Below are 26,010 nucleotides of genomic sequence, written 5' to 3' on the forward strand. Positions count from 1 at the left end.
AAGGTAATTACTTTTTTGCAACATCCATTCAAAAACAGTGTATTTTTCGCTGTTATCGCACACAATTGGTTGATTTACGTCAAGAACACTGCATTTTTTTCGAAAAATGATGCAATACTTGCTTGATGATTCCCAAAAAGTGCGTACCTTTGCATCATCAAAAGGTTAATAGATTGTTTTAGGTTAGTAGTAATATTTATAGTTTTAGGTTTTTAGTTATTGGTAAAAAAGAAAGTTTTCAACTGTAGGATAACAGGAGGTCGCTGTGAAGCTCCCTTTTAAACTTTCAAATTTTTAGTCCTTTGTGGATTGAAAATTTCTTTTAGAGAAAAAGGATTTTTAGTTAAACATAGGCTTGTTCCGCTGTTGCTCGAGAGAGTTGCAGCGGACTTTTTTTATTTATACCCCTAAAACGCTTGTCTATATCGCAGAAAACAATAACTTTTGCAGTGCAAACTAATCGACTAATATGAAATCTAAAACCATTCTAACAATTACATTCCTTCTTTGCGCCACCATGACTATGGCCCAACAGTTGGCTTTTCCTGGTGCCGAAGGTTTTGCTGCCTTCCTCACCGACATGCCCATCTCCGTGCGCCCCTACTACGCCAAGACAGACAATGATAAGCTGGCCTTCTTCATCGATGCCAACGCCACCTCCAACAAGTGTCTGAACGTAGGAACGGCCAGTGCCGACGGCACGACCACCTTCCGCAAGCATTTCCGCAAATAAAACAGCAAGAACAGCTGTTGCATACTAACAGCTTTCAACGAAGAGAAGTCACCGTTATTCGCTTAGAATAGCGGTGACTTCTTGTTTGAAAGCATCTGACTGGCAGAGCCATTGAGGCACTATTGCATGATAAAAGGATAAGTATTACAAGGCAAAAGTGCCACTTTTGATGAGCAAGAGTGGCACTTTTGTTGTCGTTCTAGCCCCTGGAGAGCTTACATCCAGCCCCTGGATGCGCTGGTTCCAGGGGCTAGAACGACCACATCTAGGGGCTAGAATCGACTCGGCCAGGGGCTAGACGAGAATCAATACCTAAACTATTGCAATGCGAAAGTGCCACAATAGCGGTGCCAAAGCAAAAGAATGGCGGCACTATTCCGTGCGAATAGTGCCGCCATATCTTATCAATGAGATTACTCTTACTTCATGAACTTACAGCTGACACGTGTGCCCTGACTGTTGGTGGCACGTGCCACATAGAAGCCGGAAGGCAGATGAGAGACATTGATGCGAGCGGTACCACCAACGACGTTGACGGCTGTGCGCTCTATCAGTCGGCCATCGGTGGTGAAGATATCCACAACAGCGTTGTCAGCCTCATCGCTCTTCACAAACAAGGTCTGTGCTCCATAGCGGATGCGGAAGCCATTGGCCGAAGCAACCAAAGCTGGCTGAACGCCCGAGATGATGTCGTGCTGCGGCTCTTTTACCAGATAACTGGTGAGCATATTGGCCTTCTCAATGGTGGGCACATTCATCTGGTAGATAGCCGAAGTTCCATCGGGATAGCGACCCACCGTGGTGTTGCCGTCGTGAGCACTATAGACGAACTTGTCGGTCCAGGTGCGGCCACGGTCTGAGAGTATCAGATAACCACCCTCGCCACTGATCTTGAACGAAGCATGAAGGGCCTGGTCGGTGGTGGCGAGCTTGTCGCACCACACAAGCAGATGACCGTGGGCCGGAATGATGGTGTTGACCTTGGTACCGCTCTTCGAAATCTGATACTTCATGGGCTGGTCGATATCGTCGGTGAGGAACATTCCCTCCACATCTATGTCGGCATCGGTGGTGTTGTAAAGTTCCACCCAGTCGTTCTTCTTGGCATATTCGTTGATATAGATGCTGTTGGAACCACTCACCTCGTTGATGCAAACAGGATTAACGCGATAGCCCATTCGTTCGATGGTGTTCATCGGGCGGAAACTTGCCACCAGTTCTACCTCGCCCTCGGGCAGGGTGATCTCTTCCTTCGTAGAATAGTAAACAGGGGAGCTGTTGTTTTCGCTCAGCATACCGAGCGAGGCATCCCAAAGGATGTCTGACGAGTTGGCCTGATTGTTGTGCAGTTCCACGGCAATGACGTTGGAGCCACGCTGGAACAGAGAGGCGTCGAGCGTGAAGAACACACGGTCGGGATTGTCGTTAGCATAGGTTGTGGCAAACGTGTTGTAGTTCACATTGCCAGAAGGCATGTTATAACGACCAGCCTCATGACCGTTGACATAGACCACTGCGCCATCATCGACGGTACAGTAGAGACGGAACTCGGCATCGGCAGCAGGTGCTGCGGTCAGCATCACATTCTTGCGGAAGTAGTATGTGGGGCGCTTATCGTTTGTATTGTCGCCGTAGTCCAGACGGGTAGATGTAGAGACATTGGGATTGTCGTAGCCAAGAGGTGCACGGCCCGTATTCCATTCTGTGGTCTGATAGGTGGGCGAGGTCCAGTCGGCATTGTCTAACGAGCCTTGGTCATAGTAAGACCAGGTGGTGCCGCTGTCAAAGAGCGTCGTCTCGCTTTTCTGCGACGGCTGTTTCCAGCCTTGGAATATATAGCCGGCTGGAGCCACGGCACGAAGGGTGGCTGGAGCAAAGAGGTAACCCGAGAAGCGGTTGGTGGGTACCTGTAGGCCATCTATCAGCAACTGGGCATTGGCAATATCGGTACTGAGCGTTACATACTGACGATTGTCATAGTCTAACTGCATGGGCTGATAATTGCACAAGTCGCGGATAGACGTCAGCAGACGATTGCTGAGATTGTTCTTCAGCTGATTGGCGGTATTGTTGGCAGAGCGTCCCTCCAGTGCCAATGCCGGGTTGGTGATATCGATGATGCTATTGATGATGGCTTTAGAGCGCTGAGCCTCGAACACGCTGCCGCCCATCATGCAATAGACATCGGTGAAACGGCGGCGGAAGTCGCTGTTGGCAAGCATATTTCGGAAAAGCGTGACAAAGCGTATCTGATCAGAGATACGTCCCAACTCAACAGGATAGAGCTGGTCGAAGGTGTAGTACTCCTTACCCATGAAGCCATTGAAGGGATCGTTAGAGCTGAACACGCCATCGAGGTCGAAGGCTACGAAGCGGAACTTACCATTATCCTGATGGCGGAAGCCCTTGACATTGTTCTGAGGCCAGTCCCAGTTGGCCAGATAGAGCTGCAGCGCCATATAGTTGGCATAGGCATCGATATCGAGCTGGTTGCAAATCTCAGCATAGGTCTCAGGATTGGCTGCCGACTCAGAGAGGCTGACCAAATCGAGGAAGGCGTCTTTCGTACCACACTTCTGAACATAGCCTGAGTCGGGCGACATTTCAAACTGGTCAATCTCGTCGTCGTCCCATCCATAGTTAGCATACACAAAGTGCTTATTGTTGGGCTCACGCACATTCAGCATGCCCATATACTGACCGTTCACGAACTCGTGCACGGGCTGATACTCCTGATAATCTAGGTTTAGATGGGCTGAGCTGGCTATCATCTGAAGGGCCGGGTCGCGCAGTCGGCAGACGTTATCGTTACCGCCATTACGGATTTGCAGGGTACGGTTGCGGTTGTAGGGCTTTGCCGAGAAGAAGGGATAGAGCAGGTTCTTATTGCCTCCCATCTCCTTATTACCTTTCAGTTTGAAAGCCTTAGGATCCCAGGCACGGCTCCATCCGCCACACATCTCAAGATCGACATCCTGGTTGAATACCATGTCGCCCTGTGCCGAGAGATACGAGAAGTTGACAGGTCGCTCCCAGTCCATGTTCCAGTTGCACTTTTCAGACTGGCCATTGCCAGGACGCCCGTTGGGACCCTTGGCAAAGACGCCCATCTCGTTGCTGTAGATAAAGCGGTCGTCGGCAACAACAGAGACTACGGGCAACATGAAGTCGCGGATGCGATAGATATAAGAACGTGTGGTCACGGGCGAAGCAAGCTTGTTGTTGGCAAACAGGCGCAGACGCAGGTTAGTGGTCTCTGAGATGCGGAAGGTGCCATTGGTAGAAGTGCTGCCATTGTCTAATGTGGGCAGTGAGCCATCGGTGGTATAGCGCAAGGTGGTGCCAGCAGGGATGGTGACCGTGGCGGTGAAAGGACCATCGAAGAGGCGTGAGTCCTGATCAACGGCAGGCGCTGCCAACTGTTCGGTGGCAAAGCGGCTCGTGGCATTAGAGGCTTCAGGCGTAGGCATGGAGGTCTGTCCCCAGGTGCTGCCGCCATCGGTGGTGCGGGCATAGCTGACACGCTCCAGGGCTTGTGGGTAGGTCTGACTGGCAATCAGTTTGCCAGTGGCATCGCTGAGGTAGATGGTGCCACCATCCACATCGAGTTTGAATGGAGCGTTCTGCGGTGCAATGTTATTACTGTCGAACCAGACTACCTTATAGCCGCGAGCGGGGATGGTGCCCACGGTGGCAGGCATGCGCCACTTCTTGAGATTGTTGGCATCATCACTGAAGTAGAGGCCGGTCAGGTCGAGTGTCTTGCCAGAGGTGTTATAGAGCTCTACCCATCCGTCGAAGTTGAAGGCGGGGCTCACGAACTGATCGGCATTGGCTGCCATCACCTCGTTGATGACCACCGAGCCTGTCACGTCGCCGCTGTTTTTCACCGTGATGGTCACACTGCGAGAGACGCCTGAGCCATCGGTGGCCTGAGCCGTGATGACAGCTGTGCCGGGGGCAACAGCCCTGACAACACCTTGCTGACTGACCACAGCCACTTGCTCGTTGTTGGACGACCATTTGAGTTGTCTGATCATGGCATTGGCAGGCAGCACGGTGGCCGAAATCAGGGCGGTCTCGTTGACCACCAGTTCTGTATTAGGTGTAGAAAGTTGGATATTGTTCACCTTCACCATGTCGCCACAGAACTCCAAGCGGAAATGGCTGAAGATGCACCAGTTGCCTGAGCGATAGACCTGGTCGTCGAGTGTCACACCGATGTTTACGTCGTTAGAAGCATCGTTCAATGTAAATTCAAGCGATGTCTTATAGTTGTCTTCGTCATAAACCACCGAGGTGGTCTCCATGGTGTTAGGGAAGGCATAGTTCTGAAACGCCATGTCGTCTGTCATCAGACGATAATGTTGCCAGCCATTGTTATCATTAGTCTGATAGCGCAGGTCGTAATAAGAAGGCATCAGCACACGTTCGTTGCCCGCAAAAAGACAGGCGAAGCGGTCCTGCTGACTGTTGGTATAGGCCGTCAAGGTGGGATTGAGGTCGTAGCCACGATGGAAGCCCTGCACACTGAGGCGATAGGTACCCTTTGGCAGACCAGATATCTGTTGCTGAGCAGTGAACATATAGGCATTCCAGAACTCCATCGACCCAGCACGCACGGTGTTCGTACCGTTGATGCGCGACACGTCCCAGCCTTCGAACGGTTCGCTGGAGGAGAAATCAGGGTTGGTGAGATAGGAAGAGGTGATGTCCACCCACTGACGACCGTCGGGTGTTACCGTTGCTTTGGTCACGTTGAAGGTCAGCGTGCGAGCCAGGTCGGAACCGTCGATGGTCCTGACCGTGACATGGGCAGTACCTTCGCCACGGGCAATCAAATGGCCACCGGGGCCTACAGTGACGATGAAAGGATTGTCAACGCTCCATGTCAGTTCGGGATTGGTGGCGTTGGTAGGCAGCGCACGGGCGGAAATGTCGATGGTCTCGCCTACCTGAAGTGTGGTCTTCGGTACACTCACCTCAATCTGGCTGACCATCACCTGATTGAACTCGCCCTGGTACTCGAGTTTGAAATTGTCAAACATGCACCAGTTGTCACTATAGTCGCGGATAAAATTGCGCAGTCCTAGCTGCGTCTGGCCGTTGGCATCGAACTCCAACTGATTGACATAGCCTCCATTGTTGAAAGCCTCATTGGCAGACTCCATGCCGTTGGGAAAGTAGGTAGAACCATCGGGCGACCAACAGTAGTTTCTGTAAGAATCAAAGGAATAGTCGAAAACGCTTTTCAGGGTCGTGGCATTATTACCGGCATACAACTCGGCCGTAATAGCTTCATTGCTATTCTGGCGCGCGTCCCACGTCGTCTGATTAGACGACATACGGAAATAAGCCTGCACTGACAGGCGATAATGACCTTGGGGGAGAGTTGGTGTCTGGTTGAGATCGAAGGTGCCATTGAAGAACTCGGCACTCTCCAGTCTGACGTTGAAGGACTGAGCGTTGTGACTGACGACCCATCCCTCACTAGAATTGTTATCGAACGACGGGCTCTTCAAGAAAATGCTAGTTACATCAGTCCACTTTTGAGCCTGTATGGTAACGGCAAGGCATAAGAAAAGACCCAATATCGAAATACTTTTCCTTTTCATGATTTTTTGATTGCAGTAATAAGTTAGTTTATTTACTGCGCAAAGTTAGGAAAAATAATTCGAAATTGGGTGTTGTTTCACATTTTTTTTAGTTACACACGTTCAATCAGGGCAACGGCATAAGCGGAGATGCCTTCCTGACGTCCCGTAAAACCAAGTTTCTCGGTGGTCGTAGCCTTAATGGAAATCATATCAGGATCGCAGCCAATGACCTGGGCCATGCACTGCTGCATGGCAGGGATATGTGGATTCATCTTGGGTTTCTCGGCACAGATGGTGGCATCGATATTGCCCAGGCGGTAGCCTTTGGAAGCAATCAGTTCGATGGTCTTCTTCAGGATGATCTTACTGTCCATACCTTCGGTCTCGGCCGATGTGTCGGGGAAGTGATAGCCAATGTCGCGCATATTGGCGGCACCAAGGATGGCATCGCAAATGGCATGAATGAGGACATCGGCATCACTGTGGCCCAGCAAGCCCATCTCATAATCCAACTTGATGCCTCCCATCCACAGGTCGCGACCGGCAACCAGTCGGTGGACATCATATCCCATTCCAACTCTTATCATTGCAATCGTGATTATCTTTTTTACTTAAACAAATCCTTGAGACCATCCATGTCGAAGGCCAGGGTGAAACGAAGGGTCTGGTCGAGGGGGTTCGACTGGGCGGTAGAGATGACGTAGCCCACGTCGAGCGAGAAGACGTTCATGCGGAAACCGCCACCCACGGTGAAGTATTTGCGGTTGCCCTTCGACTCTGACTCATGGTGATAACCGGCACGCAGCGCAAACTGGTCGTGATAGACATACTCGGCACCGACGCTCCACTGCACCTCCTCCAGCTCTTCCTTGAATCCGCCAGGGGCGTCGCTGAAGCTCTGGAACATGCCCTTAATGGCACCTACATCAGAATACTCCTTGCGCACACGGTCCTGATAGGTGGAGTTGTCTTCTCCAACCATCTGGCGGGGCACCGTGGGAACCATCAGCTTGTTGGCATCGGCAGCAATAGAGAAGCGATTATACTCGTCGAAAGGTATCATCAAAGAGGCACCCAGACGGAGATTGGCGGGGATGAACTGACTCTCATCATCACCATAATAGGAAATCTTGGAACCGATGTTGCTGGCCACCAGACCTAAGCCCAACTGACACTCACGGTTGCCCAGCATCAGGTAGTTGTTGTAGTACATGGCAATGTCGGCAGCAAAGGCTGACGCGGGCTTGGAGTCGTCGCTATAGTCATAGCGCAGGTCGCTGTAGATCCAACGCAGACCAACACCCAGTGAGAACGTCTCGCTCAGCATCTGTGAGTAGGCGACATCGAGCGACATCTCGTAGGGCTTTACGGTCATGGCATTCTCGATGTCGTAGTCGGTATAAACCTCACCCAAAGAGAAGTAGCGCAGCGAACCTGACAGCGCGCCATATTCGCCCACACGATAGTAACCAGCCACATAGGCCAGGTCGATATCGTTGACCAACTGGCGTAACCAGGGGGTGTAGTTCAAGGCAATGCCCGAACGACTGATACAGAACGGATACTTGGCAAGGTTCCAATACTGGGAGTTGACGTCAGGGTCGGTAGCGGCACCAACGTCACCCATACCTGCAGCACGAGCATCGGGCGCGATGGTCTGCGAGATGACGGCATGTTCAACGGGGTTGAACGTCGTGGTCTTATAGTCTTCTGCCTGCATAGCAGCAGCAGACATCAGTGCGCAGAAGACTGTCAATAGGGTTTTCTTCATATTCTTGTTCATTGCATAAATAATAACGCAGGCCATGGCGTATTATTGCCTAAGGATAATCAATTTCTTTGCCTGAGAGGCCTTACGGCTGCCATCGGTGGCGATAAGCACACGATAGAGATAGACGCCAGTCTGCAACTTGCTGCCACCTTCCACCGTCAGGTTCCAGTTGACGGTATAGGTATTGTCGGTAGAAACGCCGCTCTCGCTGTGTGACCACAGCTGACGGCCAGACATATCGAATACCTCGACGACCACATCCATATTGCTGCCGGTGCGGTCGTGATTGATAATAAACGAGGTAGAGGTGGTGGCAGGGTTCTTCGTACACATGACGCTGAAACAGTGAGGCGTGAGGCCCTTGACCACATTGAACTTCAACTCGGCCGTAGAGGCATTATTGAGCACGTCCCATGAACGGAACAACAGTGTGTGAGGACCCTCGCTGAGCGTGGGTATGCTGTAACCTACTGTGCCGCTGGTGTACTGACCAAAGGCATACTGGAAATAGTCGTTCAGGCGATAGGTCATCATGGGGTCGTTGTCGATAATCAGTTCCAAGTCATGACCCAGGCCACTGCCCGACGCATTGATACCATCTTTATCAGTCAACTCGGCAAAGAAATAGGGTGTGGTGTTGACGGCATCGCCATTGGTAAACGAACTGCTGTTCAGGTAGCAATAAATAGAGGGGCCGATACCGTCGTTGGCCAGTTGGGCATTGCCCGCCATCACAAACGACTCATTGCGGCCTTGCGCCTCCTGACCATTGTCGCTGACGGCATAGAGGTGGATCAAGCCACTGCTTGCACCATAGCTGATATCGCTGGGCATCGCAAAGGTGACGGTGAAACGGCCATTGCTAACACTGTCGGAACCTACATACAACACATTTGGACGATCTTTATAGACAAAAGCTGAGTAGGTCTCGACATCGTCGTTCTGGCGACAAACAATGGTTTCCTCGACGTCCTTGACCGTCATGCTGACGATGCCATTGAACTGATCATCGACGCCTTGGCTTGATGCGGCATTCACCACATGACCTTTGACAACCACGCGTTCGCCGGCTTTCAGCGTGACCACGCCATCGGCAACGGCCTTACCATTGATGCTATCCACAACCATCTCGCCGGTGGGCGCTGCCAGACTCAATGCGGGGTCGCCCAGCAGGACGTAGTGCAATTTGTTATAGGGATAGGCTGTGTTCCACACTTGATTCTTGGTCAGACGCACGGCGTCGCCAAGGGTATTCTTTCTTCCATCGGTCGATGAAAGGACATGATTCAGGAAGGTTCTGTTCACTTCGCGGTTGGCATAAGACCACACCGTGCGGGTGGTGCCGAAAAAGGCGATGGCTCCACCTTTCGGATTGAGCATAGCCGTTTCACCAATATTCTCTTCTTGAGAATCGAAAGGCATGATATCACACGATGCGGTGATCCAAAGTGGCAAGCGCAGGGAGGTCTGCTCACTGAAATCGGCACGTTGCAGCACCATCTCGTGAGACAGACAATAGGCGGCTCCATGGCCACAGTAGTCCATGATCAAGGCACCATCCTTCATCTGCTGCTTCACCACGTTTTCCACCTCCGGATAACTATAGCCCGTAGAGGACACCACACGTGGATAGGCATCCCAATAGATGCGCCTAAGCTGATAGTTGGGGAAGGCTTTCTCTATGGCGGAAGCAGCCGACTCGGCAGCTCTCATATGGTCATTATCGTTGCCATCGTCGCCCAGAAAGCAAAGCGTGTTCTGCCAAGAACCAGCCTGTTCGTTGTTGCGATAGCTCACAATCTTATCCACCATCACACGGGCCTCTTCCTCGGTGCGGGCTGTCAGTCGGCCTACGCCCACATCCAGCTTATCACTGATGGTGAGCTTTGCGCCCTCACCGTCGTCGAGCAAACAGAAGTAGTCGTCTGCCACATAACTGTCTGTCTCGCTGAATGAATTCTCAGCTTCATGACACAACAGGAAATCATCGGGAGAATAGGTGCGCCAGCTCAAGGTACGCATACGGTTGTCCCAAGCGCCATCACCGAAGAGTAGCAGATAACGGGGAGCGTCTGTCTCGTTGTCCGCGCGGTCGTACAACATCTTCAGATAGCGACGATAGGCATTGGCATCGGGGGTTCCGCTCGAGAACTCATTATACAGTTCGTCGGCAGGTACAATCGTGACGCGCATGTCGTCCTTTGACTCATGCAACTCCTTCAAACGCAATGCCTGCGACAGTACTTGCTGACTGGTGGGAATGATGATGACCATGTCGGCTGCCTGGTCGGCATGGTGGTCTTGATTGGTGATGCGATAAACGAAAGTAGGCGACTTAAAGGCGGTTTCTGACAGACTGGGCATCACCGCTGGTGTGGGATGTGTCAGACAGAGGTAATCCAGACGCACGGCAGAACCCGACTTCAGGCGCAGCGTGACGTTGTTCTTGTCCTTCAAAATGCCGTCTGCAGTAAATGTCTTGGTACGCTCGATGGCCTTATTATACGATGGGAGGCCAGAGGTATTAGCCAACGTGCCGAGTGAGGTGCCGTTGAGCAACACCTCCACTTCAAAGTTGTTGTCAGAGGTCAACTTAACGGTCAGTTTCGCACTGGTGGTATGCGAGGGCAGTTGATAACTGATGCCTGAAGCCGTCAGGAGTGTGCTTTCTGACAGGTTGCGCCCACTATGATACCATGCGAAGTCATCTACCTCATGAAGGGTGTGATAGTCGTTGTTGGTGGGATAGAAGCTATCGGCAAAGGTGAGACTATCCACGGTGAGCGGTTCGCCGTCACTCTCTGTCAGGAAATAGCAACCATAGTCAGCATAGAAATTGCGAGTGCGCTCAGTGGCAGTGGCACTTTCCCACCCCACAGGACCTACGGCATGAAACAGGTGCTTGCCACCGACCACACATTGTGGCACTTCCTTCAAGTCATCCGTAGAAGCAAGATAACTGCCTGTCAACACGTCTGGCTGCAGCGCACCGCCATAGCCATAGACCTTGACCTTATTGATGTCACTGAACCCTGCTTGACGTATCAGGGCCTCGGTGATTTGATAGATACCTGTCTCGGGAATACTGATCTTGGCCCACTGACCAGAGGCTAAGACAGAATGATCGGCATAGCGCTTTTCAGCAGCCCTGCGCATCAGCGCCTGACGCTTGCTGAGGGGAACAGCCTGCACCTTCAACTTAAAGCTGACCAGCTTCTGGTATTTCCCGTCGCGATAGACCAGCGGTACAAAACCTACATGCAGCGAAGCCTGCTTGCGCGAAACACCAATATACTGTTCGACGACAGGCAATGCTGGCAGAGGTGATGATGTAATCTGATGATAGCGTTCGATATCTGCCTCAGACATATCGATAAATTCAGGATAAGCGATCGTCACGCTATAGGCAGAATCGGCACCATGAGCATCTAGATCATAGATGCGAGAAAAAAAAGGAAGAACCGAGTCTATCTTGACCTCAGATGCAGTCAGGTTAAAGAATTCCTGTGCAGAGATGTTGACCACACCTGCCAGCATACCAAAAAGCATCAAGACGAATCGTTTCTTCATTATGTCTTATTTACATGTAAAGTCTAACACTTTGCGATCTTCCAGAAAACCTTCCAGATGATCGTCGATCTTAACAGGTCCCACACCTACAGGAGTTCCTGTATAGAGCAGGTCGCCCGTCTTCAGCGTAAAGAACTGCGAGATATAGGCAATCAACTCGTCAATCTTATAGAGCATCTCGCAGGTGTTTCCACTCTGCACGGTCTGTCCGTTGATGTCCAGATGAAAATCCAGAGCCTGCACATCGCGGAACTTCTCTTTCTCGATCCATTCGCCAATAGCTGCACTGCCATCAAACCCCTTACAGATAGTCCACGGGTTACCTTTCTTGCGAGCCTCTTCCTGCATATCACGTGCCGTAAAGTCGATACCCACCGTAACGGCATCATAATAGCGATGGGCAAAACGTGCGGGAATACCCTTTCCCAGCCTACAGATGCGCACCACCACCTCGGCCTCGTAATCCACCCGCTGACACCAGTCTGGAATAAAGAAGGGCTTTCTGTCCTTCAGTAAAGCAGAATCAGCCTTGGTGAAAATCACAGGACGCTCTGGTTTATATAACGTTCCATCCAGTTCTTTATTGTGCTGGATGTAGTTCATTCCTACTCCAAAAATCTTCATAACACCACAAACTACGTTTCAGGTAAAAAGAAAGGCGGATGCACGATACATCCGCCTTATCCATGTATTTATTTGTCGTTGATTACTCAGCAACGAGTGTGAAGCGACGGAAAGCAACAATCTCGAGTTCCTTATCCTGAGCCTTCAGCCACTGTGCAACAGAAGCCTTGTCGCCGTCACCGAACTGGAACTCCTGGTCAACCAGGCAGTTCTCCTTCAGGAACTTCTGCACACGACCCTTGGCGATGTTCTCGATCATGTTAGGATTCAGCGTAGCAGCCTTCTCAGCAGCAGCCTTCTCCTTCAACTCGCGAGCTTCCTTAGCCTGCTCCTCAGTGAGCCAGCCCTTGTTGATGTTGCTTGCGATGTGATCTTCGCTATCAACGAGGTTGGGGTTGATACCAGCCTTCTTCAGAACAACCTCTACGTACTTCTCAACCTGCTCCAGCTTGGTCTTCTCAACGGCAGTGTTGTACTCCTCGTCGAGAACCTTCTGGTCAACCTGATCAGCATTCAGAGCTACGGGCTTCATAGCTGCAACCTGCATTGCAACCTTGTGGCCAGCCTCTGCATTCTCCTTGTTGGTCTGAACCATGGTGCACAGAGTGTGCTTACCCATGTGGTCGTAAACCTCGATGTTGTCACCCTCGAGAGTCAGGTAGCCATCGAGCTCCATCTTCTCACCGGTGATACCAGAACGCTGTGTTACAGCATCCTGAACCTTCTGACCGTCGGCCAGAGTCAGCTCCTTCACCTCGTCCAGAGTCTTAGCCTGAGCAGCGATAGCAGCGTCGAGGACAGCCTGGGTCAGAGCGATGAAGTCAGCACCGTTAGCAACGAAGTCAGTCTCACACTTCAGGGCGATAGTAGCAGCAAACTTGCCATCCTTCTTCACGAGTACGCAACCATTAGAGGTCTCGCGGTCTGAACGCTTAGCAGCGATAGCCAGACCACGCTCACGAAGCAGCTCCTTAGCGCGATCGAAATCACCTTCAGCCTCGGTCAGAGCCTTCTTTACGTCAGCCAGACCAGCGCCAGTCATAGCGCGAAGCTTCTTGATATCGTCAATTGAAATTGCCATAATTAAATTCTTCGATTTTAAAATTGTTCAATTCTAAAAATTACTCTGCAGCGGGAGCCTCAGCAGCAGCGGGAGCCTCAGCAGCCTCATCCTTGCGAGCACGACGTGTGCGCTTGGGCTTAGCCTCCTCTGCAGCAGCCTCTGCCTGAGCATCAGCAGCCTTCTCGTCGGCCTTCTCTACCTTACGCTCTTCAACACCCTCGGCGATAGCAGCGCAGCAAGCGTTGAGGATTACCTCTACGCTGTCCTTAGCGTCATCGTTAGCGGGGATAACGAAGTCGATGTTCTTAGGATCGCTGTTGGTATCAACGATACCGAATACGGGGATACCCAGACGGTTAGCCTCGGCAACAGCAATATGCTCCTTCATAACGTCAACAACGAACAGGGCGCTTGGCAGACGAGTCAGGTCAGCGATAGAACCGAGGTTCTTCTCCAGCTTAGCGCGCTGACGAGTAATCTGCAGCAACTCGCGCTTAGACAGGTTACCATAGGTACCGTCCTGCATGAGCTTATCAATATTAGCCATCTTCTTCACAGCCTTGCGGATGGTGGGGAAGTTGGTCAGCATACCACCGGGCCAGCGCTCGATAACATAAGGCATGTTAACGCTTGCTGCCTTCTCGGCGATCACTTCTTTAGTCTGTTTTTTAGTACCTACGAAGAGGATTTTCTTACCACCGCGAGCGATGTTCTTCAGTGCCTCTGCAGCCTCGTCAACCTTAACAACAGTCTTGTGCAGGTCGATGATGTGAATACCGTTACGCTCAGTGTAGATGTAGGGAGCCATGGCGGGGTTCCACTTACGCTTCAGGTGACCGAAGTGACAGCCAGCCTGCAACAGCATATCAAAATTTGTTCTTGCCATTTTTTCTTAAATGCTTTAATTGTTTGTTTACTTTCTTTTTAATCTTGTTAGATCAACCCGAGAGTAATTGAGAACTGTGGTGAGAACGGAGCGAGGCATCGCCTCATTCATTCTCGGAGCAGACCAAGTCCCCCGGATTTAGATACTAAACCGTTCAGTTTCTTGTGGCGAGTCTCATGCAGCGCAGCAGGTCATACAACCTTTCCATACGCTCATCATGACTCTCGGTCCAAGATTAACGCTTACTGAACTGGAAGCGACGACGTGCCTTGGGACGACCTGGCTTCTTACGCTCAACCTCACGGCTATCACGTGTCAGGAAGCCCTGACTGCGCAGTGTCTTCTTATCCTCAGCATTAACCTTAACGAGTGCGCGGGCAATAGCGAGACGCAGAGCCTGGCTCTGGCCAGTGAAACCACCACCGTCGAGGTTTGCCTTGATGTCATACTTCTCAGCAACTTCCAGCAGGTTCAGGGGCTGCTTAACAACGTACTGCAGGATAGCTGAGGGGAAATATTCTGTTAAGTCCTTCTTGTTGATCGTGATCTTGCCAGTACCCTCTGACAGATAAACGCGAGCTACTGAGCTCTTGCGACGACCTATAGCGTTAATTACTTCCATCTCCTTTTATTATTTATACTGGTTAATATCAATAGCCTTTGGCTGCTGAGCCTCGTGCTTATGCTCTGTTCCCTCGTATACATAGAGGTTGTTCAGCAGGCTGCGACCGAGGGGACCCTTGGGCAGCATACCCTTTACTGCATGACGGATGATGCGATCAACACCGTTGGGGCGCTTGCGCAGCTCAGCGGGTGTGTTGAAACGCTGACCACCAGGATAGCCAGTATAACGAGTGTAAACCTTGTCGGTTTCCTTGTTGCCGGTGAAACGCACCTTGGCAGCATTGATAATAATAACGTTGTCGCCACAATCTACGTGTGGGGTGAAGCTGGGCTTATACTTGCCACGAATCAGCTTTGCGACCTTAGAAGCGAGACGACCTACTACCTGATCAGTAGCGTCGATAACTACCCACTCCTTCTTGGCAGTCTCTTTATTGATAGAGACGGTCTTGTAACTTAAAGTGTTCATTCTTAAATAAATTTACTAAAAAACAGTTTTTTACTTTATAAAGTTGATTGTGTGAACGCCGATTCCCAAACCGTGCCATCCGGCCAAAGACAGTCACTATTTACACGACGCCCGTGGGGATTCTAAGACTCTCCCCCAATAATCGGACTGCAAAGGTACTCACATTAATTGAAATTAAGAAGCATACATCCATGCAGCAACCATAAAATTATAGTTATTTAACATAAATAAATATTATTAACCAATCCAAAAGGCGCTTATGAACCAAAACAGCACTTCAAGCATGATGCTAATTGACTTCATAACAGGGCATTAAATGCCGCAGTGGAACAAGCACGAAAGTTGCCACTTTTCCGATAATCCTTGAAAAAGGAACATCTTTATTTGCGTGTTTAATAAAAATATAGTACCTTTGCACACCATATTATTATATATATAGGAAGTATGAATATCGAGACACTGATAAGTCAAGCCGCAGGTCAGGCCGTCAAGGCGCTCTACGGCATGGAGGCAAGCGAAAAGATGTTGCAGCTGCAGAAGACACGCAGCGAGTTTGAGGGTAACCTGACACTGGTGGTTTTCCCATTTGTGAAAGCCGCTAAAAAATCACCTGAGCAGACCGCCCAAGAGATTGGACAGTATCTGGTTGACAACTGTTCGGCCGTTGAGAAGTTCAACGTCGTTAAGGGTTTCTTAAACCTGAGCATTGGCGAGGGTGCATGGCTGCAACTGCTGCAAGCTATGGACAGCGACGAGCACTACGGTATGAAGCAAGCCGACGAGAATGCGCCTCTGGTTATGATTGAATACTCTTCACCCAACACCAACAAGCCCCTTCACTTGGGTCACGTGCGCAACAACCTGCTGGGTTGGTCATTGGCTCAGATCATGGAGGCCAACGGCAACAAGGTGGTGAAAACCAACATCGTCAACGACCGCGGTATTCATATCTGTAAATCTATGCTCGCCTGGCTGAAGTACGGCAATGGCGAGACTCCCGAATCATCTGGCAAGAAGGGCGACCACCTCATTGGCGACTACTACGTGGCTTTCGACAAGCACTATCGCGAAGAGGTGAAGGAGCTCGTGGCACAGGGCATGGACGAGGAGAAAGCCAAGCAGGAAGCTCCCCTTATCAAGGAGGCTCACGAGATGCTGGTGAAATGGGAAAACAACGATCCCGAGGTTCGCGCTCTGTGGGAGAAGATGAACAACTGGGTATATGCCGGTTTCGATGAGACCTACAAGAAGATGGGCGTGGGCTTCGACAAGATATACTATGAGTCTCAAACCTACCTTAAAGGTAAGGCCAAGGTGGAAGAAGGACTCGCCAAAGGACTCTTCGAGCGCCACGAGGACAACTCCGTATGGGCAGACCTGACCAACGAGGGACTGGACCAGAAGCTGTTGCTCCGTTCTGACGGCACCAGCGTCTATATGACACAGGACATCGGTACGGCCGAGATGCGCTTCAAGGACTTCCCCATCGACAAGATGATCTACGTGGTTGGCAACGAGCAGAACTATCACTTCCAGGTGCTCTCTATCCTGCTCGACCGCCTGGGCTTCAAGTGGGGTAAGGAACTGGTTCACTTCTCTTACGGCATGGTGGAACTGCCCAACGGTAAGATGAAGAGCCGCGAGGGTACCGTTGTAGATGCCGACGACCTGATGCAGCTGATGGTTGACGACGCCTACAAGACCTCTATGGAACTAGGTAAATTTGACGATATGACCGAAGAGGAGCGCCGCGAGATTGCCCGCATCGTGGGTATGGGCGCGCTGAAATACTTCATCCTGAAGGTTGACGCCCGCAAGAACATGCTGTTCAACCCCGAGGAGAGTATCGACTTCAATGGCAATACAGGTCCTTTCATCCAATATACATACGCTCGTATCCGCAGCATTCTGCGTAAGGCAGAGGCTGAAGGCTTAAAGCCAGCATGTGCTGCCGCGCAACTGGCAGAGAAAGAGGTAGAGCTCATCCAGAAGATGTCTGAGTTTGGCGCTGCCGTAGAGCAGGCTGGCAAGGACTACAGCCCCTCTGGCATTGCCAACTACTGCTACGAGCTGACCAAGGTGTTCAACCAGTTCTACCATGACTTCAGCATCTTGAACGAGGCCGACGAGCAGAAGAAGGCCGTGCGCCTGATGTTGGCTAAGAATGTTGCCAAGATTATCAAGAACGGCATGAGTCTGCTGGGTATTGAAGTTCCTGAAAGAATGTAAAAAGCCTCCCCCAACCCCCTCCAAGTAGAGGGGGCTTTTTAAAAACAACGAAAGAGAGAGAACGATGAAGTTTGTTTATGAGACGGCAGATTGTGCCAACTATGACTTATTAAGTGCCTATGCCGACTACAACAAAAGTCATCCTACTGAGGCCGAGAGTGTCGTGTGGGATATTCTTAAGTCAAAGAGTCTTGATGGTCACAAATTCAGACGGCAACATATCATCAAGGATTATATCGTTGATTTTGTATGTCTTCATAAAAAGCTTGTCATCGAAATTGATGGAGAATATCATTTAGACGGACAACAAATAGTCAAAGACAAAAGCCGCACAGCAGATCTCCAAAAATCCGGATACACAGTCATACGTTTTACTAACGACGAAGTAATTGGCAAAACGCAACAAGTCATCAAAGATATTAAGAAGTCGCTTATGGAAATCATAAAGCCCGGAACCTCCACCAACCACATTCAAGTAGAGGGAGCTACAGGAAAAGCCAACTCTCCTGCACAGAAAGCCCCCTCTACTTGGAGGGGGTTGGAGGAGGCTGGAGTTCGTTTAGACGCGTGGGCTGTGGACGCGGCCTGTAGCGGCAATCCCGGTCCTATGGAATATCAATGCATCGACTTACAAACAGGTGCACAGGTGTTTCACTACGGCCCCGTCAAAGGCACAAACAACATCGGAGAGTTTCTAGCCATCGTTCACGCTTTGGCACTCTGCTGGCAGAAGGGGCTTCACGACAAGACCATCTATAGCGACAGCAACAATGCCATCTTATGGGTGAAAAAGCGTCAATGCAAGACCAAACTGGAGCGCACCCCCGAAACGGAGCCGCTCTATCAAGTTATCCTACGTGCCGAAAACTGGCTGCGAACGCACAACTACCGCAATCCTATCGTGAAATGGGAAACCAAGAAATGGGGTGAGGTGCCAGCTGATTTCGGCAGAAAGTAGCCCACCACCCGACCTCCCCAAGGAGATGCCCCCCACCCGACCTCCCCAAGGGGGAGGAGATGGTTGGGCGCGTTTTTCACTTTGATTTAAACTGAAATGCTAGCTTATTTTGGGCGTTTGGCAGGGATAGAGAGGCACTTTTGGCAGGCAACAGTTTTTACTGTTGCTCCCGGGCTAGAGTCTAGATTGAGCGCATCTAAAGTCTAGATTGGATGAATCTAGAGTCTACATTGTACATTTCTAAACTCTAGATGCGACACAAAACTTACCGAATTACAACGCAATAGCGCCACTTTTACTTTATAAAAGCGGCGCTATTGCATTTCAAAACCTATCATTTCCTTCCCTTGGGGAGGTCAAGAGGGGGGCCTCTCCCCTTGGGGAAGTCAGGTGAGGTCACTTCTCATACCTCACAATCACATTATCACCAAAGAACTGCTGCGACACCACTTTCACATTGGCGGGCAACTGCGGTGCGCGGGTGCCGCCAAAGACCGTCAGTCCGAGGTTTGTCTCCACCCTGATTTCGTCCCATAAGCCCTGCACCAAGAACGACTCCAGCGTTTTTCTGCCACCCTCTACAATCAGCGACTGCACATTATGTGCATGCAGCGCTTCCAGGTTCAAAGGGTGCTGATTGTCCACCACCAGACGTTTGGGATTGGGTCCCACCCACTCTCGCACGGTGAGCTGCGGATGTTCGCGTTCGTCTGTGACACGTCCCACCAGAATAGCATCTTCTTCGGCACGCAGTTTATGGCTCAGCATCTTTGTAAAAGACGACGATATGGCAATGGCCTTGCCATTGTCATCAATGAACCCGTTGGCCGTCTGCGCCCATTTTAATATAATGTACGGGCGATGTAAGCGATGAAAAGTAAAGAAACGTCGGTTCAGCGCCTTGCACGCCTGTTCCAGTACGCCCACAGTCACCTCGATACCAGCATCGCGCAACTTCTGGATACCGCGGCCTTTCACCTCGGCAAACTCATCGATGCAGCCCACGACAACACGCTTCACCCCTTTTCTGACAATCAAATCGGCACAGGGTGGTGTCTTGCCATAATGAGAACAAGGTTCAAGCGACACATATATCGTGGACTCAGGCAACAGAGCCTCATCCTCAGGACGTACAGAAGCAAACGCGTTTACCTCGGCATGTCCCTGTCCGCAGCGCACGTGGTAGCCCTCGCCAATGATATGTCCGTTGGCCACAATCACCGCCCCCACCATCGGGTTAGGCTTCGCATTCAGTCGTCCGTTCTGTGCCAGTTGCAGACAGCGCTGCATATACATCTCATCTATTGTCATCGTCATTCACGTCATTATTTACAGCTGCAAAGTTACAATTATTATTTTAATTGAGCAATGCGTCAGGAGTTTTTCCCACCATATCCTTGTCTGTTTCAAGAGAAAGACTTAACTTTGCAGAAGAAATTAAAAATCAACGTGTCGATATCTCGATATAACGATATCGATATAACGACACATCAAAAAAAAGAAGAATGGAAATAACTAGATTCGGATTCTACTGGCTTGACACATGGGTGCTTGCTAACGTGATTCAATTGGCGACCCAGGATTTTTGCATGGCCTATCTGAATCAGCATAACGACCCCTGCGGACGACAATACGACCAGATGACGATGGCGGCACGCTCGGCCCCTGCAAACATTGCCGAAGGCAGTTCGCGCCACGCCACCTCGAAAGAGACAGAGATGAAGCTCACGGATGTGGCTCGTGCCACGCTGGCCGAACTGGCTAACGACTATCTGAACTGGTTACTTCGTCAAGAGAGCATCCCCTGGTCTATGCAGTCGGCAGACTATCAGGCTGTCAGCAGCATCCACCTAGACCGTCCTGAATATAAAGATGACATCCTGCACAAAAGCAGCATTCATATTCTGGCTCAGAAGCATAAGTTCGACAAATGGCTGAAGAGTGGCGATTCGCTAACGGCTGCCAACTGTCTGCTTGTGCTATGCAACCGTCTGATTCAGATGATTAGTCGTCAGATAGAACGTCAGTTAGAGACATTCAAAGTTGAGGGTGGCTTTACCGAAGGCCTCACAGCAGAGCGACTTGCCTTTAGGGCGCAGCAAAGTGTTCAGGCAGGCGCGCCGACCTGCCCTCTTTGCGGAAAGCCAATGATCAAGCGCGTGGCCAAGAAAGGCACCAACTCCGGCAAGGAATTTTGGAGCTGCAGCGCCTATCCGACGTGCAACGGGACAAGAAGAATTAGTTAAAGGCCGAAATCTCGAAATATCGGAATATCGGAATATCGATATATCGAGACAACGACATAACGACACAACGACACAACGAAAAAAATGACCTACGAAGAATTCAGGAAACCACTGACGGCCGTTTACGAGGCTGGCGAGGCAAAGGCCATCGCCCGCATGGTGATGGAGGTGCGCTTCGGACTCTCCATGACAGACATCATCTGCGGTAAGACTGGCGATGAGGGCGAGATGCTGACCTTACGACAGCGCCTGCTGACGGGCGAGCCCGTACAGTACGTGCTGGGGCAGGCAGACTTCGGCGGAAGAACTTTCCACGTGGAGCCGGGCGTGCTGATACCACGACCGGAGACCTACGAGCTCTGTGAATGGAGCCTCCCCCCGACCCCCTCCAAATGGAAGGGGCACATTCTCGACATCGGCACAGGCAGCGGATGCATCGCCTGCACACTGGCAGCAGAGATTCCTCATGCAGAGGTGACGGCATGGGACGTCAGCGACGATGCCCTACGCATAGCCGCAGAGAACGCCAAACGTGCCAATGTTCACGTGTCGTTCGAGAAGGTGGATATACTAAATTCCCCCCTCCTTTACAGGGAGGGGCTGGGGGTGGGTCTTGATATCATCGTCAGCAACCCGCCCTATATATGTAATAAGGAACGCGCGGAGATGGAACGCAACGTGCTGGAACACGAACCATCACTGGCTCTCTTCGTGCCCGACGACGACCCTCTGCTGTTCTATCGCGCCATCGCACGCTTTGCGCAACAGGCGCTCGACACAGACGGAAGCCTCTACTTTGAAATCAACCCGTTGTATGTCGACGAGATGAAACAGATGCTCTACAACGAAGGATTCACACATACAGAGGTCAGAAACGATCAGTTTAACAAACAGCGATTTACTAAATCATGGCGATAAAGAAAGAGATGACCGGTCAGCAGGCCTACCTAAAACTGACAGCCCTCTGCGCCCGCAGCGAACACTGTCAGCAGGAGATGATAGACAAGATGCGCCAGTGGGGCGTTTCACCAGAAGAACAGGCACAGGTGATGGAACGCCTTGTGAAAGAGCGCTATGTGGACGATGAGCGCTTTACACGGGCTTTCGTCAACGACAAGATACGCTACAACAAATGGGGACGCCGCAAGGTGGAACAGGCTCTATGGATGAAGCGCATCGACGAACATATTGCCAAGGCCGTGCTCGATGAAGTAGATGACGAGGAGTACACGGCTATCCTCACGCCGATGCTCAAACAGAAGCGACGCTCAACGAAGGCCAACAGCGACTACGAGCTCAACATGAAACTCATCAAGTTTGCCCTGTCGCGCGGCTTCACGATGGACATCATCAAACAATGCATCAACGTAGAAGATGAGAGCGAATTTCTGGACTGACCTGCTCGACTTCATAGCGCCACGCACCTGCGCCATCTGCGGAAGACGTCTGTCGTCCACCGAGGAATGTATCTGCATTAAATGTCTCTGCGACATTCCCTTCGCCTCGTTTCATCATCATCCGCTCGACAATCCCATGGCGCGCCTCTTCTGGGGCTTGTTTCCCGTAGAACGGGTGGCTGCCCTGTTTTACTACCAGCCACAATCGCCACCCTACCGACTTATTCATGACCTGAAATACCATTACGCGCCCGAAACGGGGCAGTACTTAGGGCGCCTCACAGCCACGCGCATGGTCCCACACGGATTCTTTGACGGCATCGATGCCATTATCCCGATGCCCATCACCTGGCTGAGACGCCTGCAGCGCGGCTACAACCAGAGCGAAGAGATCGCCAAAGGCATCCACGAGATCACGGGCATACCGGTATATGATAAGGTGGTGAAACGCACCAAATTCAAAGGCAGTCAGACACAACTGAACACCCGCGAACGCCGAGAAAACGTGCAGAATGCCTTCTACCTGAAACAACCCGAGAAGATACGCGGCAAGCACCTGCTACTCATCGACGACGTCATCACCACAGGGGCCACCGTTACGGCCTGCGCCGAAGAACTGGTCAAGGCCGGAGACACACGAATCAGCGTACTTTCCATCGGTCTCACCAAAGGGTAAATAATTAAAAATATCATTCATAATTGATTAGTTTTCAATTAAATTATGTACCTTTGCACGCAAAACTAAATAGAACACAATGGATATCAAAAAACAATTCGCCCAGAAGCTGATGGATATTCAGGCCATCAAGTTGCAACCCAACGACCCATTCACATGGGCAAGTGGATGGAAATCACCTATTTATACTGACAACCGCAAGACGCTTTCGTTCCCACAACTGCGCTCGTTCGTGAAGTTGGAACTGTGTCATGCCATTCAGGAGAACTTCCCCGAGGCCGAGGCTGTGGCAGGTGTTGCCACTGGCGCCATTGCACAGGGTGCACTGGTAGCCGACCAGCTGGGTCTTCCCTATAGCTACGTGCGTCCGAAGCCAAAAGATCACGGCATGGGCAACCAGGTAGAGGGTGAGATCAAGAAAGGTGCTAAGGTAGTGGTCGTAGAAGACCTGATTTCTACCGGCGGTAGCTCACTGAAAGCCGTTGCTGCACTGCGCGAGTATGGCGTAGAGGTGATCGGTATGGTAGCTTCGTTCACCTATGGTTTCCCCGTGGCTGAAGAGGCCTTCCGCGAGGCTGGCGTCAAGCTCATCACACTGAGCAACTACGATGCTGTGCTGGAGCAGGCTGCCGAGACAGGCTACATCAAGGAGGAAGACAAGGCCGTGCTGGCTGAATGGAGAAAGAACCCCGGTGAGTGGAAGAAATAATTGCGTATGTCAAAATTTGAAAGTAGCGTCAAGCAAATACCCTACTCGCAAGAGGCGGTATATAACCTGATCAGCGACCTGAGCAATCTGGAACGCGTACGTGGCAGAATACCTGAAGATAAGATCAAGGACTTCTCGTTTGACAAAGACTCTGTGACGGTGAATGCTCCAATGGTGGGCAGCATCACCCTGCAGATTGTAGAGCGTGACGAGCCGAAATGCGTGAAGTTCGAGAGTACGCAGTCGCCCATAGCCTTCAACCTCTGGATTCAGGTATTGCCAGTCAGCGAGACCACATCCAAGATGAAGGTCACCGTCAAGGCCGACATTCCCTTCATGCTGAAAGCAATGGTAAGCGGACCTCTGCAGGACGGCGTAGAGAAGATTGCCGACGCGCTGGCCATGGTACCATATGTTTAACTCGTAGCAACGAGACAACGACACAACAACAAACAAAAACGACAGGAGAACAATCATGAAGCTCTGGGAAAAAGACTTTGAGATTAATAGCGAGATAGAACGCTTCACCGTGGGGCGCGATCGTGAGATGGACCTTTACCTGGCACCATACGATGTGCTGGGTTCGATGGCTCACATCACCATGCTCGAAAGCATTGGCTTGCTGGGTAAGGACGAACTGCCCGTACTGCTGGCAGAGTTGAAGAACATCTACGACCAGGCACAGCGCGGCGAGTTCAAAATTGAGGATGGCATCGAGGATGTCCACTCACAGGTGGAACTGATGCTCACTCGCAAGTTGGGCGACATGGGTAAGAAGATTCACTCGGGCCGTTCACGCAACGACCAGGTATTGGTGGATCTCAAGCTTTTCACCCGTCATCAGCTGCAGTTGGTGGCAGAAGCTGTCAAAGACTTGTTCGACCAGCTCATAGCCAAGAGCAATCAGTATAAGAACGTGCTGATGCCAGGCTACACCCATCTGCAGGTGGCCATGCCTTCTTCGTTTGGTCTGTGGTTTGGTGCTTACGCCGAGAGCCTGGCCGACGACATGCTGTTTCTGCAGGCGGCCTATAAGATGACCAACCGCAACCCCTTGGGTTCGGCTGCAGGCTATGGCAGCTCTTTTCCCCTGAACCGACAGATGACCACCGACCTGCTGGGCTTCGACTCGATGGACTACAACGTGGTTTATGCGCAGATGGGGCGTGGCAAGATGGAGCGTAACGTGGGCTTCGCCATTGCAACCATCGCTGGCACCATGGCTAAGTTGGCCTTCGATGCCTGCATGTTCAACTGTCAGAATTTTGGTTTTGTGAAACTGCCGAAGGAGTGTACCACGGGTTCGAGCATCATGCCGCATAAAAAGAACCCCGACGTCTTCGAACTGATTCGTTCTAAGTCTAACAAGCTGCAGAGTCTGCCTCAGCAGATCACACTGATGATGAACAACCTGCCCGTGGGCTATTTCCGCGACCTGCAGATCATCAAAGAGGTGTTCCTGCCTGCCTTCGACGAACTGCTCGACTGCCTGCGCATGACAGCCTACATCATCAACCGCATCGAGGTGAACGACCATATTCTCGACGATCCTCGCTACGACCCGATGTTCTCTGTAGAAGAGGTCAACCGCCTGGCTGCCGAGGGCATGCCTTTCCGCGATGCCTACAAGAAGGTGGGACTCGACATCGAAGCTGGTAAATTCACGCCTTGCAAGGATATACACCACACGCACGAAGGGAGCATTGGCAACCTGATGAACGACCAGATCAGCGAACTGATGCAGCAGGTGCTGGATGGATTTGGCTTTGAGCGTGTAAGCAAGGCCGAGAAGCAACTTCTGAGTTCATGCGAAGACTGAAACCATTAGTTATAAGTTTATTATGCCTACTGTGTGCCTGCGAAGAAGACCCACAGTATAGCAACACCTATTGTAACTTCCTGTTTCAGGCCTTCCTTTTTCCCAGCAGTGCCCTGACAAAGGCTGTCAGCAGTGATGGTGGTGATTTCTGCATCGTGAAGGCAACAGGAACCAGCCCAGTTCACCTGAAATGCACCCCCAATCAGGGTTCTTACAACCAAGCAGACCTTGACCTGCCCATGACCACGGCCATCGGCAACGAACGACTGAACTACAATGCCATGGGACATAAGCGTGGACTCGTCATCGGACGTACGTACGAGGGCGTTTTGTGCGCCTACGACCTGCAGTGTCCTAACTGCGACTTCAACTCGGAACTCGTGTGGGGAGCGAAGCCTCATCTCCTGAAATGCAACAAGTGTCAACGTGTTTATAATATCTACAGCAGCATTAGCTATGTAGAAAGTGGACCAGAAGGAAGACCTCTGGAACAGTACAGACGAGTAAACTACGACAGAAATCAAGGTATCCTCCAAGTACGCAATCCCTGAAAAAGTGTGAAAACATTTGGTGTTTACGAATAATAAATGTACCTTTGCACCGATTTTTAAGAAAATCACTACATATAATGCAAAAAAA

The 26,010-nt window shown here is 51.0% G+C and carries 21 protein-coding genes; 11 read left to right on the forward strand and 10 right to left on the reverse strand.

All coding sequences use genetic code 11. The features are described 5' to 3' along the window. The first annotated feature begins 469 nt into the window (after positions 1 to 469). Positions 470 to 733, forward strand: a complete 264-nt coding sequence (locus T496_RS0112800; protein ID WP_155808908.1) for a hypothetical protein — start codon at positions 470 to 472, stop codon at positions 731 to 733. A gap of 419 nt (positions 734 to 1,152) precedes the next feature. On the opposite strand, the gene T496_RS0112805 is transcribed toward T496_RS0112800, so the two are convergent. From T496_RS0112805 to rplM, 9 genes are all read right to left on the reverse strand, one after another. Further along, complete coding sequence (locus T496_RS0112805; protein WP_081783672.1) at positions 1,153 to 6,348, reverse strand: CotH kinase family protein; 5,196 nt, start codon at positions 6,346 to 6,348, stop codon at positions 1,153 to 1,155. A 92-nt stretch (positions 6,349 to 6,440) separates the two neighbouring features. Beyond that, positions 6,441 to 6,917: a 2-C-methyl-D-erythritol 2,4-cyclodiphosphate synthase gene (ispF, locus tag T496_RS0112810; RefSeq protein ID WP_027451107.1), complete on the reverse strand. Its 477-nt coding sequence runs from the start codon at positions 6,915 to 6,917 to the stop codon at positions 6,441 to 6,443. A 20-nt stretch (positions 6,918 to 6,937) separates the two neighbouring features. Then, positions 6,938 to 8,113 carry a type IX secretion system outer membrane channel protein PorV gene (gene porV / locus T496_RS0112815; protein ID WP_027451108.1) on the reverse strand — a complete coding sequence of 392 codons (1,176 nt, stop codon included), beginning with the start codon at positions 8,111 to 8,113 and terminating at the stop codon, positions 6,938 to 6,940. 30 nt (positions 8,114 to 8,143) lie between these two features. After that, positions 8,144 to 11,671 (reverse strand): type IX secretion system sortase PorU, encoded by a 3,528-nt coding sequence (porU, locus tag T496_RS0112820; protein WP_027451109.1) that lies wholly within the window; start codon positions 11,669 to 11,671, stop codon positions 8,144 to 8,146. 6 nt (positions 11,672 to 11,677) lie between these two features. Continuing rightward, positions 11,678 to 12,295 (reverse strand): fumarylacetoacetate hydrolase family protein, encoded by a 618-nt coding sequence (locus tag T496_RS0112825; protein ID WP_027451110.1) that lies wholly within the window; start codon positions 12,293 to 12,295, stop codon positions 11,678 to 11,680. An 82-nt stretch (positions 12,296 to 12,377) separates the two neighbouring features. Then, positions 12,378 to 13,376 (reverse strand): translation elongation factor Ts, encoded by a 999-nt coding sequence (gene tsf, locus T496_RS0112830; RefSeq protein ID WP_027451111.1) that lies wholly within the window; start codon positions 13,374 to 13,376, stop codon positions 12,378 to 12,380. 40 nt (positions 13,377 to 13,416) lie between these two features. Continuing rightward, positions 13,417 to 14,244 carry a 30S ribosomal protein S2 gene (gene rpsB / locus T496_RS0112835; protein ID WP_027451112.1) on the reverse strand — a complete coding sequence of 276 codons (828 nt, stop codon included), beginning with the start codon at positions 14,242 to 14,244 and terminating at the stop codon, positions 13,417 to 13,419. Between the two features lie 235 nt (positions 14,245 to 14,479). After that, positions 14,480 to 14,866 carry a 30S ribosomal protein S9 gene (gene rpsI / locus T496_RS0112840; RefSeq protein WP_027451113.1) on the reverse strand — a complete coding sequence of 129 codons (387 nt, stop codon included), beginning with the start codon at positions 14,864 to 14,866 and terminating at the stop codon, positions 14,480 to 14,482. 9 nt (positions 14,867 to 14,875) lie between these two features. Next, the gene (gene rplM, locus T496_RS0112845) at positions 14,876 to 15,337 is read right to left on the reverse strand and encodes a 50S ribosomal protein L13 (RefSeq protein WP_027451114.1); all 462 of its coding nucleotides are present in this window, start codon (positions 15,335 to 15,337) and stop codon (positions 14,876 to 14,878) included. 444 nt (positions 15,338 to 15,781) lie between these two features. On the opposite strand from rplM, the gene argS reads away from it, so the two are divergent. Together argS and T496_RS14790 are read left to right on the forward strand one after the other, a co-directional pair. Further along, positions 15,782 to 17,566 (forward strand): arginine--tRNA ligase, encoded by a 1,785-nt coding sequence (argS, locus tag T496_RS0112850; RefSeq protein WP_027451115.1) that lies wholly within the window; start codon positions 15,782 to 15,784, stop codon positions 17,564 to 17,566. Between the two features lie 64 nt (positions 17,567 to 17,630). Next, the gene (locus tag T496_RS14790; protein ID WP_027451116.1) at positions 17,631 to 18,524 is read left to right on the forward strand and encodes a DUF559 domain-containing protein; all 894 of its coding nucleotides are present in this window, start codon (positions 17,631 to 17,633) and stop codon (positions 18,522 to 18,524) included. Between the two features lie 396 nt (positions 18,525 to 18,920). Here T496_RS14790 and ribD read toward each other — a convergent pair whose 3' ends face one another. Continuing rightward, positions 18,921 to 19,841: a bifunctional diaminohydroxyphosphoribosylaminopyrimidine deaminase/5-amino-6-(5-phosphoribosylamino)uracil reductase RibD gene (ribD, locus tag T496_RS0112860; RefSeq protein WP_044111286.1), complete on the reverse strand. Its 921-nt coding sequence runs from the start codon at positions 19,839 to 19,841 to the stop codon at positions 18,921 to 18,923. A gap of 188 nt (positions 19,842 to 20,029) precedes the next feature. On the opposite strand from ribD, the gene T496_RS0112865 reads away from it, so the two are divergent. The 8 genes from T496_RS0112865 to T496_RS0112900 all read left to right on the forward strand — a co-directional run bounded on the left by T496_RS0112865 (position 20,030) and on the right by T496_RS0112900 (position 25,922). Next, positions 20,030 to 20,770: a four helix bundle suffix domain-containing protein gene (locus T496_RS0112865; RefSeq protein WP_081783673.1), complete on the forward strand. Its 741-nt coding sequence runs from the start codon at positions 20,030 to 20,032 to the stop codon at positions 20,768 to 20,770. An 84-nt stretch (positions 20,771 to 20,854) separates the two neighbouring features. Then, on the forward strand, positions 20,855 to 21,688 hold the full coding sequence (gene prmC / locus T496_RS0112870; protein WP_027451119.1) for a peptide chain release factor N(5)-glutamine methyltransferase: 834 nt from the start codon (positions 20,855 to 20,857) through the stop codon (positions 21,686 to 21,688). Continuing rightward, positions 21,679 to 22,167, forward strand: a complete 489-nt coding sequence (locus T496_RS0112875; RefSeq protein ID WP_027451120.1) for a regulatory protein RecX — start codon at positions 21,679 to 21,681, stop codon at positions 22,165 to 22,167. Before prmC ends, T496_RS0112875 begins: the two co-directional genes overlap by 10 nt. Beyond that, complete coding sequence (locus tag T496_RS0112880; protein ID WP_027451121.1) at positions 22,145 to 22,843, forward strand: ComF family protein; 699 nt, start codon at positions 22,145 to 22,147, stop codon at positions 22,841 to 22,843. The genes T496_RS0112875 and T496_RS0112880 overlap by 23 nt, the downstream gene beginning before the upstream one ends. Before the next feature lie 79 nt (positions 22,844 to 22,922). Next, on the forward strand, positions 22,923 to 23,552 hold the full coding sequence (pyrE, locus tag T496_RS0112885) for an orotate phosphoribosyltransferase (protein ID WP_027451122.1): 630 nt from the start codon (positions 22,923 to 22,925) through the stop codon (positions 23,550 to 23,552). 6 nt (positions 23,553 to 23,558) lie between these two features. Next, entirely contained in the window at positions 23,559 to 23,972 is a 414-nt protein-coding gene (locus tag T496_RS0112890) for an SRPBCC family protein (protein WP_027451123.1), read from the forward strand. A 55-nt stretch (positions 23,973 to 24,027) separates the two neighbouring features. Then, positions 24,028 to 25,371, forward strand: coding sequence for an argininosuccinate lyase (gene argH, locus T496_RS0112895; RefSeq protein WP_027451124.1), 1,344 nt, complete (start codon positions 24,028 to 24,030; stop codon positions 25,369 to 25,371). After that, a complete protein-coding gene (locus T496_RS0112900; RefSeq protein WP_027451125.1) occupies positions 25,359 to 25,922 on the forward strand; it encodes a hypothetical protein in 564 nt (187 codons plus the stop codon). Before argH ends, T496_RS0112900 begins: the two co-directional genes overlap by 13 nt. The last annotated feature ends 88 nt before the right edge of the window (positions 25,923 to 26,010 follow it).

The organism is Xylanibacter brevis P6B11, assembly GCF_000621825.1.
GTDB classification, from domain to species: Bacteria; Bacteroidota; Bacteroidia; order Bacteroidales; family Bacteroidaceae; genus Prevotella; species Prevotella brevis.

Bases quoted from the DNA above. Each gene is read 5' to 3' on its own strand.
- T496_RS0112875 (WP_027451120.1), top strand. From the start codon at position 21,679: ATGGCGATAAAGAAAGAGATGACCGGTCAGCAGGCCTACCTAAAACTG.
- prmC (WP_027451119.1), top strand. From the start codon at position 20,855: ATGACCTACGAAGAATTCAGGAAACCACTGACGGCCGTTTACGAGGCT.
- rpsB (WP_027451112.1), bottom strand. From the start codon at position 14,244: ATGGCAAGAACAAATTTTGATATGCTGTTGCAGGCTGGCTGTCACTTC.
- T496_RS0112880 (WP_027451121.1), top strand. From the start codon at position 22,145: ATGAGAGCGAATTTCTGGACTGACCTGCTCGACTTCATAGCGCCACGC.
- ispF (WP_027451107.1), bottom strand. From the start codon at position 6,917: ATGATAAGAGTTGGAATGGGATATGATGTCCACCGACTGGTTGCCGGT.
- T496_RS0112800 (WP_155808908.1), top strand. From the start codon at position 470: ATGAAATCTAAAACCATTCTAACAATTACATTCCTTCTTTGCGCCACC.
- argS (WP_027451115.1), top strand. From the start codon at position 15,782: ATGAATATCGAGACACTGATAAGTCAAGCCGCAGGTCAGGCCGTCAAG.
- tsf (WP_027451111.1), bottom strand. From the start codon at position 13,376: ATGGCAATTTCAATTGACGATATCAAGAAGCTTCGCGCTATGACTGGC.
- T496_RS0112900 (WP_027451125.1), top strand. From the start codon at position 25,359: ATGCGAAGACTGAAACCATTAGTTATAAGTTTATTATGCCTACTGTGT.
- T496_RS0112805 (WP_081783672.1), bottom strand. From the start codon at position 6,348: ATGAAAAGGAAAAGTATTTCGATATTGGGTCTTTTCTTATGCCTTGCC.
- T496_RS14790 (WP_027451116.1), top strand. From the start codon at position 17,631: ATGAAGTTTGTTTATGAGACGGCAGATTGTGCCAACTATGACTTATTA.
- rplM (WP_027451114.1), bottom strand. From the start codon at position 15,337: ATGAACACTTTAAGTTACAAGACCGTCTCTATCAATAAAGAGACTGCC.
- porU (WP_027451109.1), bottom strand. From the start codon at position 11,671: ATGAAGAAACGATTCGTCTTGATGCTTTTTGGTATGCTGGCAGGTGTG.
- T496_RS0112865 (WP_081783673.1), top strand. From the start codon at position 20,030: ATGGAAATAACTAGATTCGGATTCTACTGGCTTGACACATGGGTGCTT.
- T496_RS0112890 (WP_027451123.1), top strand. From the start codon at position 23,559: ATGTCAAAATTTGAAAGTAGCGTCAAGCAAATACCCTACTCGCAAGAG.
- T496_RS0112825 (WP_027451110.1), bottom strand. From the start codon at position 12,295: ATGAAGATTTTTGGAGTAGGAATGAACTACATCCAGCACAATAAAGAA.
- porV (WP_027451108.1), bottom strand. From the start codon at position 8,113: ATGAACAAGAATATGAAGAAAACCCTATTGACAGTCTTCTGCGCACTG.
- ribD (WP_044111286.1), bottom strand. From the start codon at position 19,841: ATGACGATGACAATAGATGAGATGTATATGCAGCGCTGTCTGCAACTG.
- rpsI (WP_027451113.1), bottom strand. From the start codon at position 14,866: ATGGAAGTAATTAACGCTATAGGTCGTCGCAAGAGCTCAGTAGCTCGC.
- pyrE (WP_027451122.1), top strand. From the start codon at position 22,923: ATGGATATCAAAAAACAATTCGCCCAGAAGCTGATGGATATTCAGGCC.
- argH (WP_027451124.1), top strand. From the start codon at position 24,028: ATGAAGCTCTGGGAAAAAGACTTTGAGATTAATAGCGAGATAGAACGC.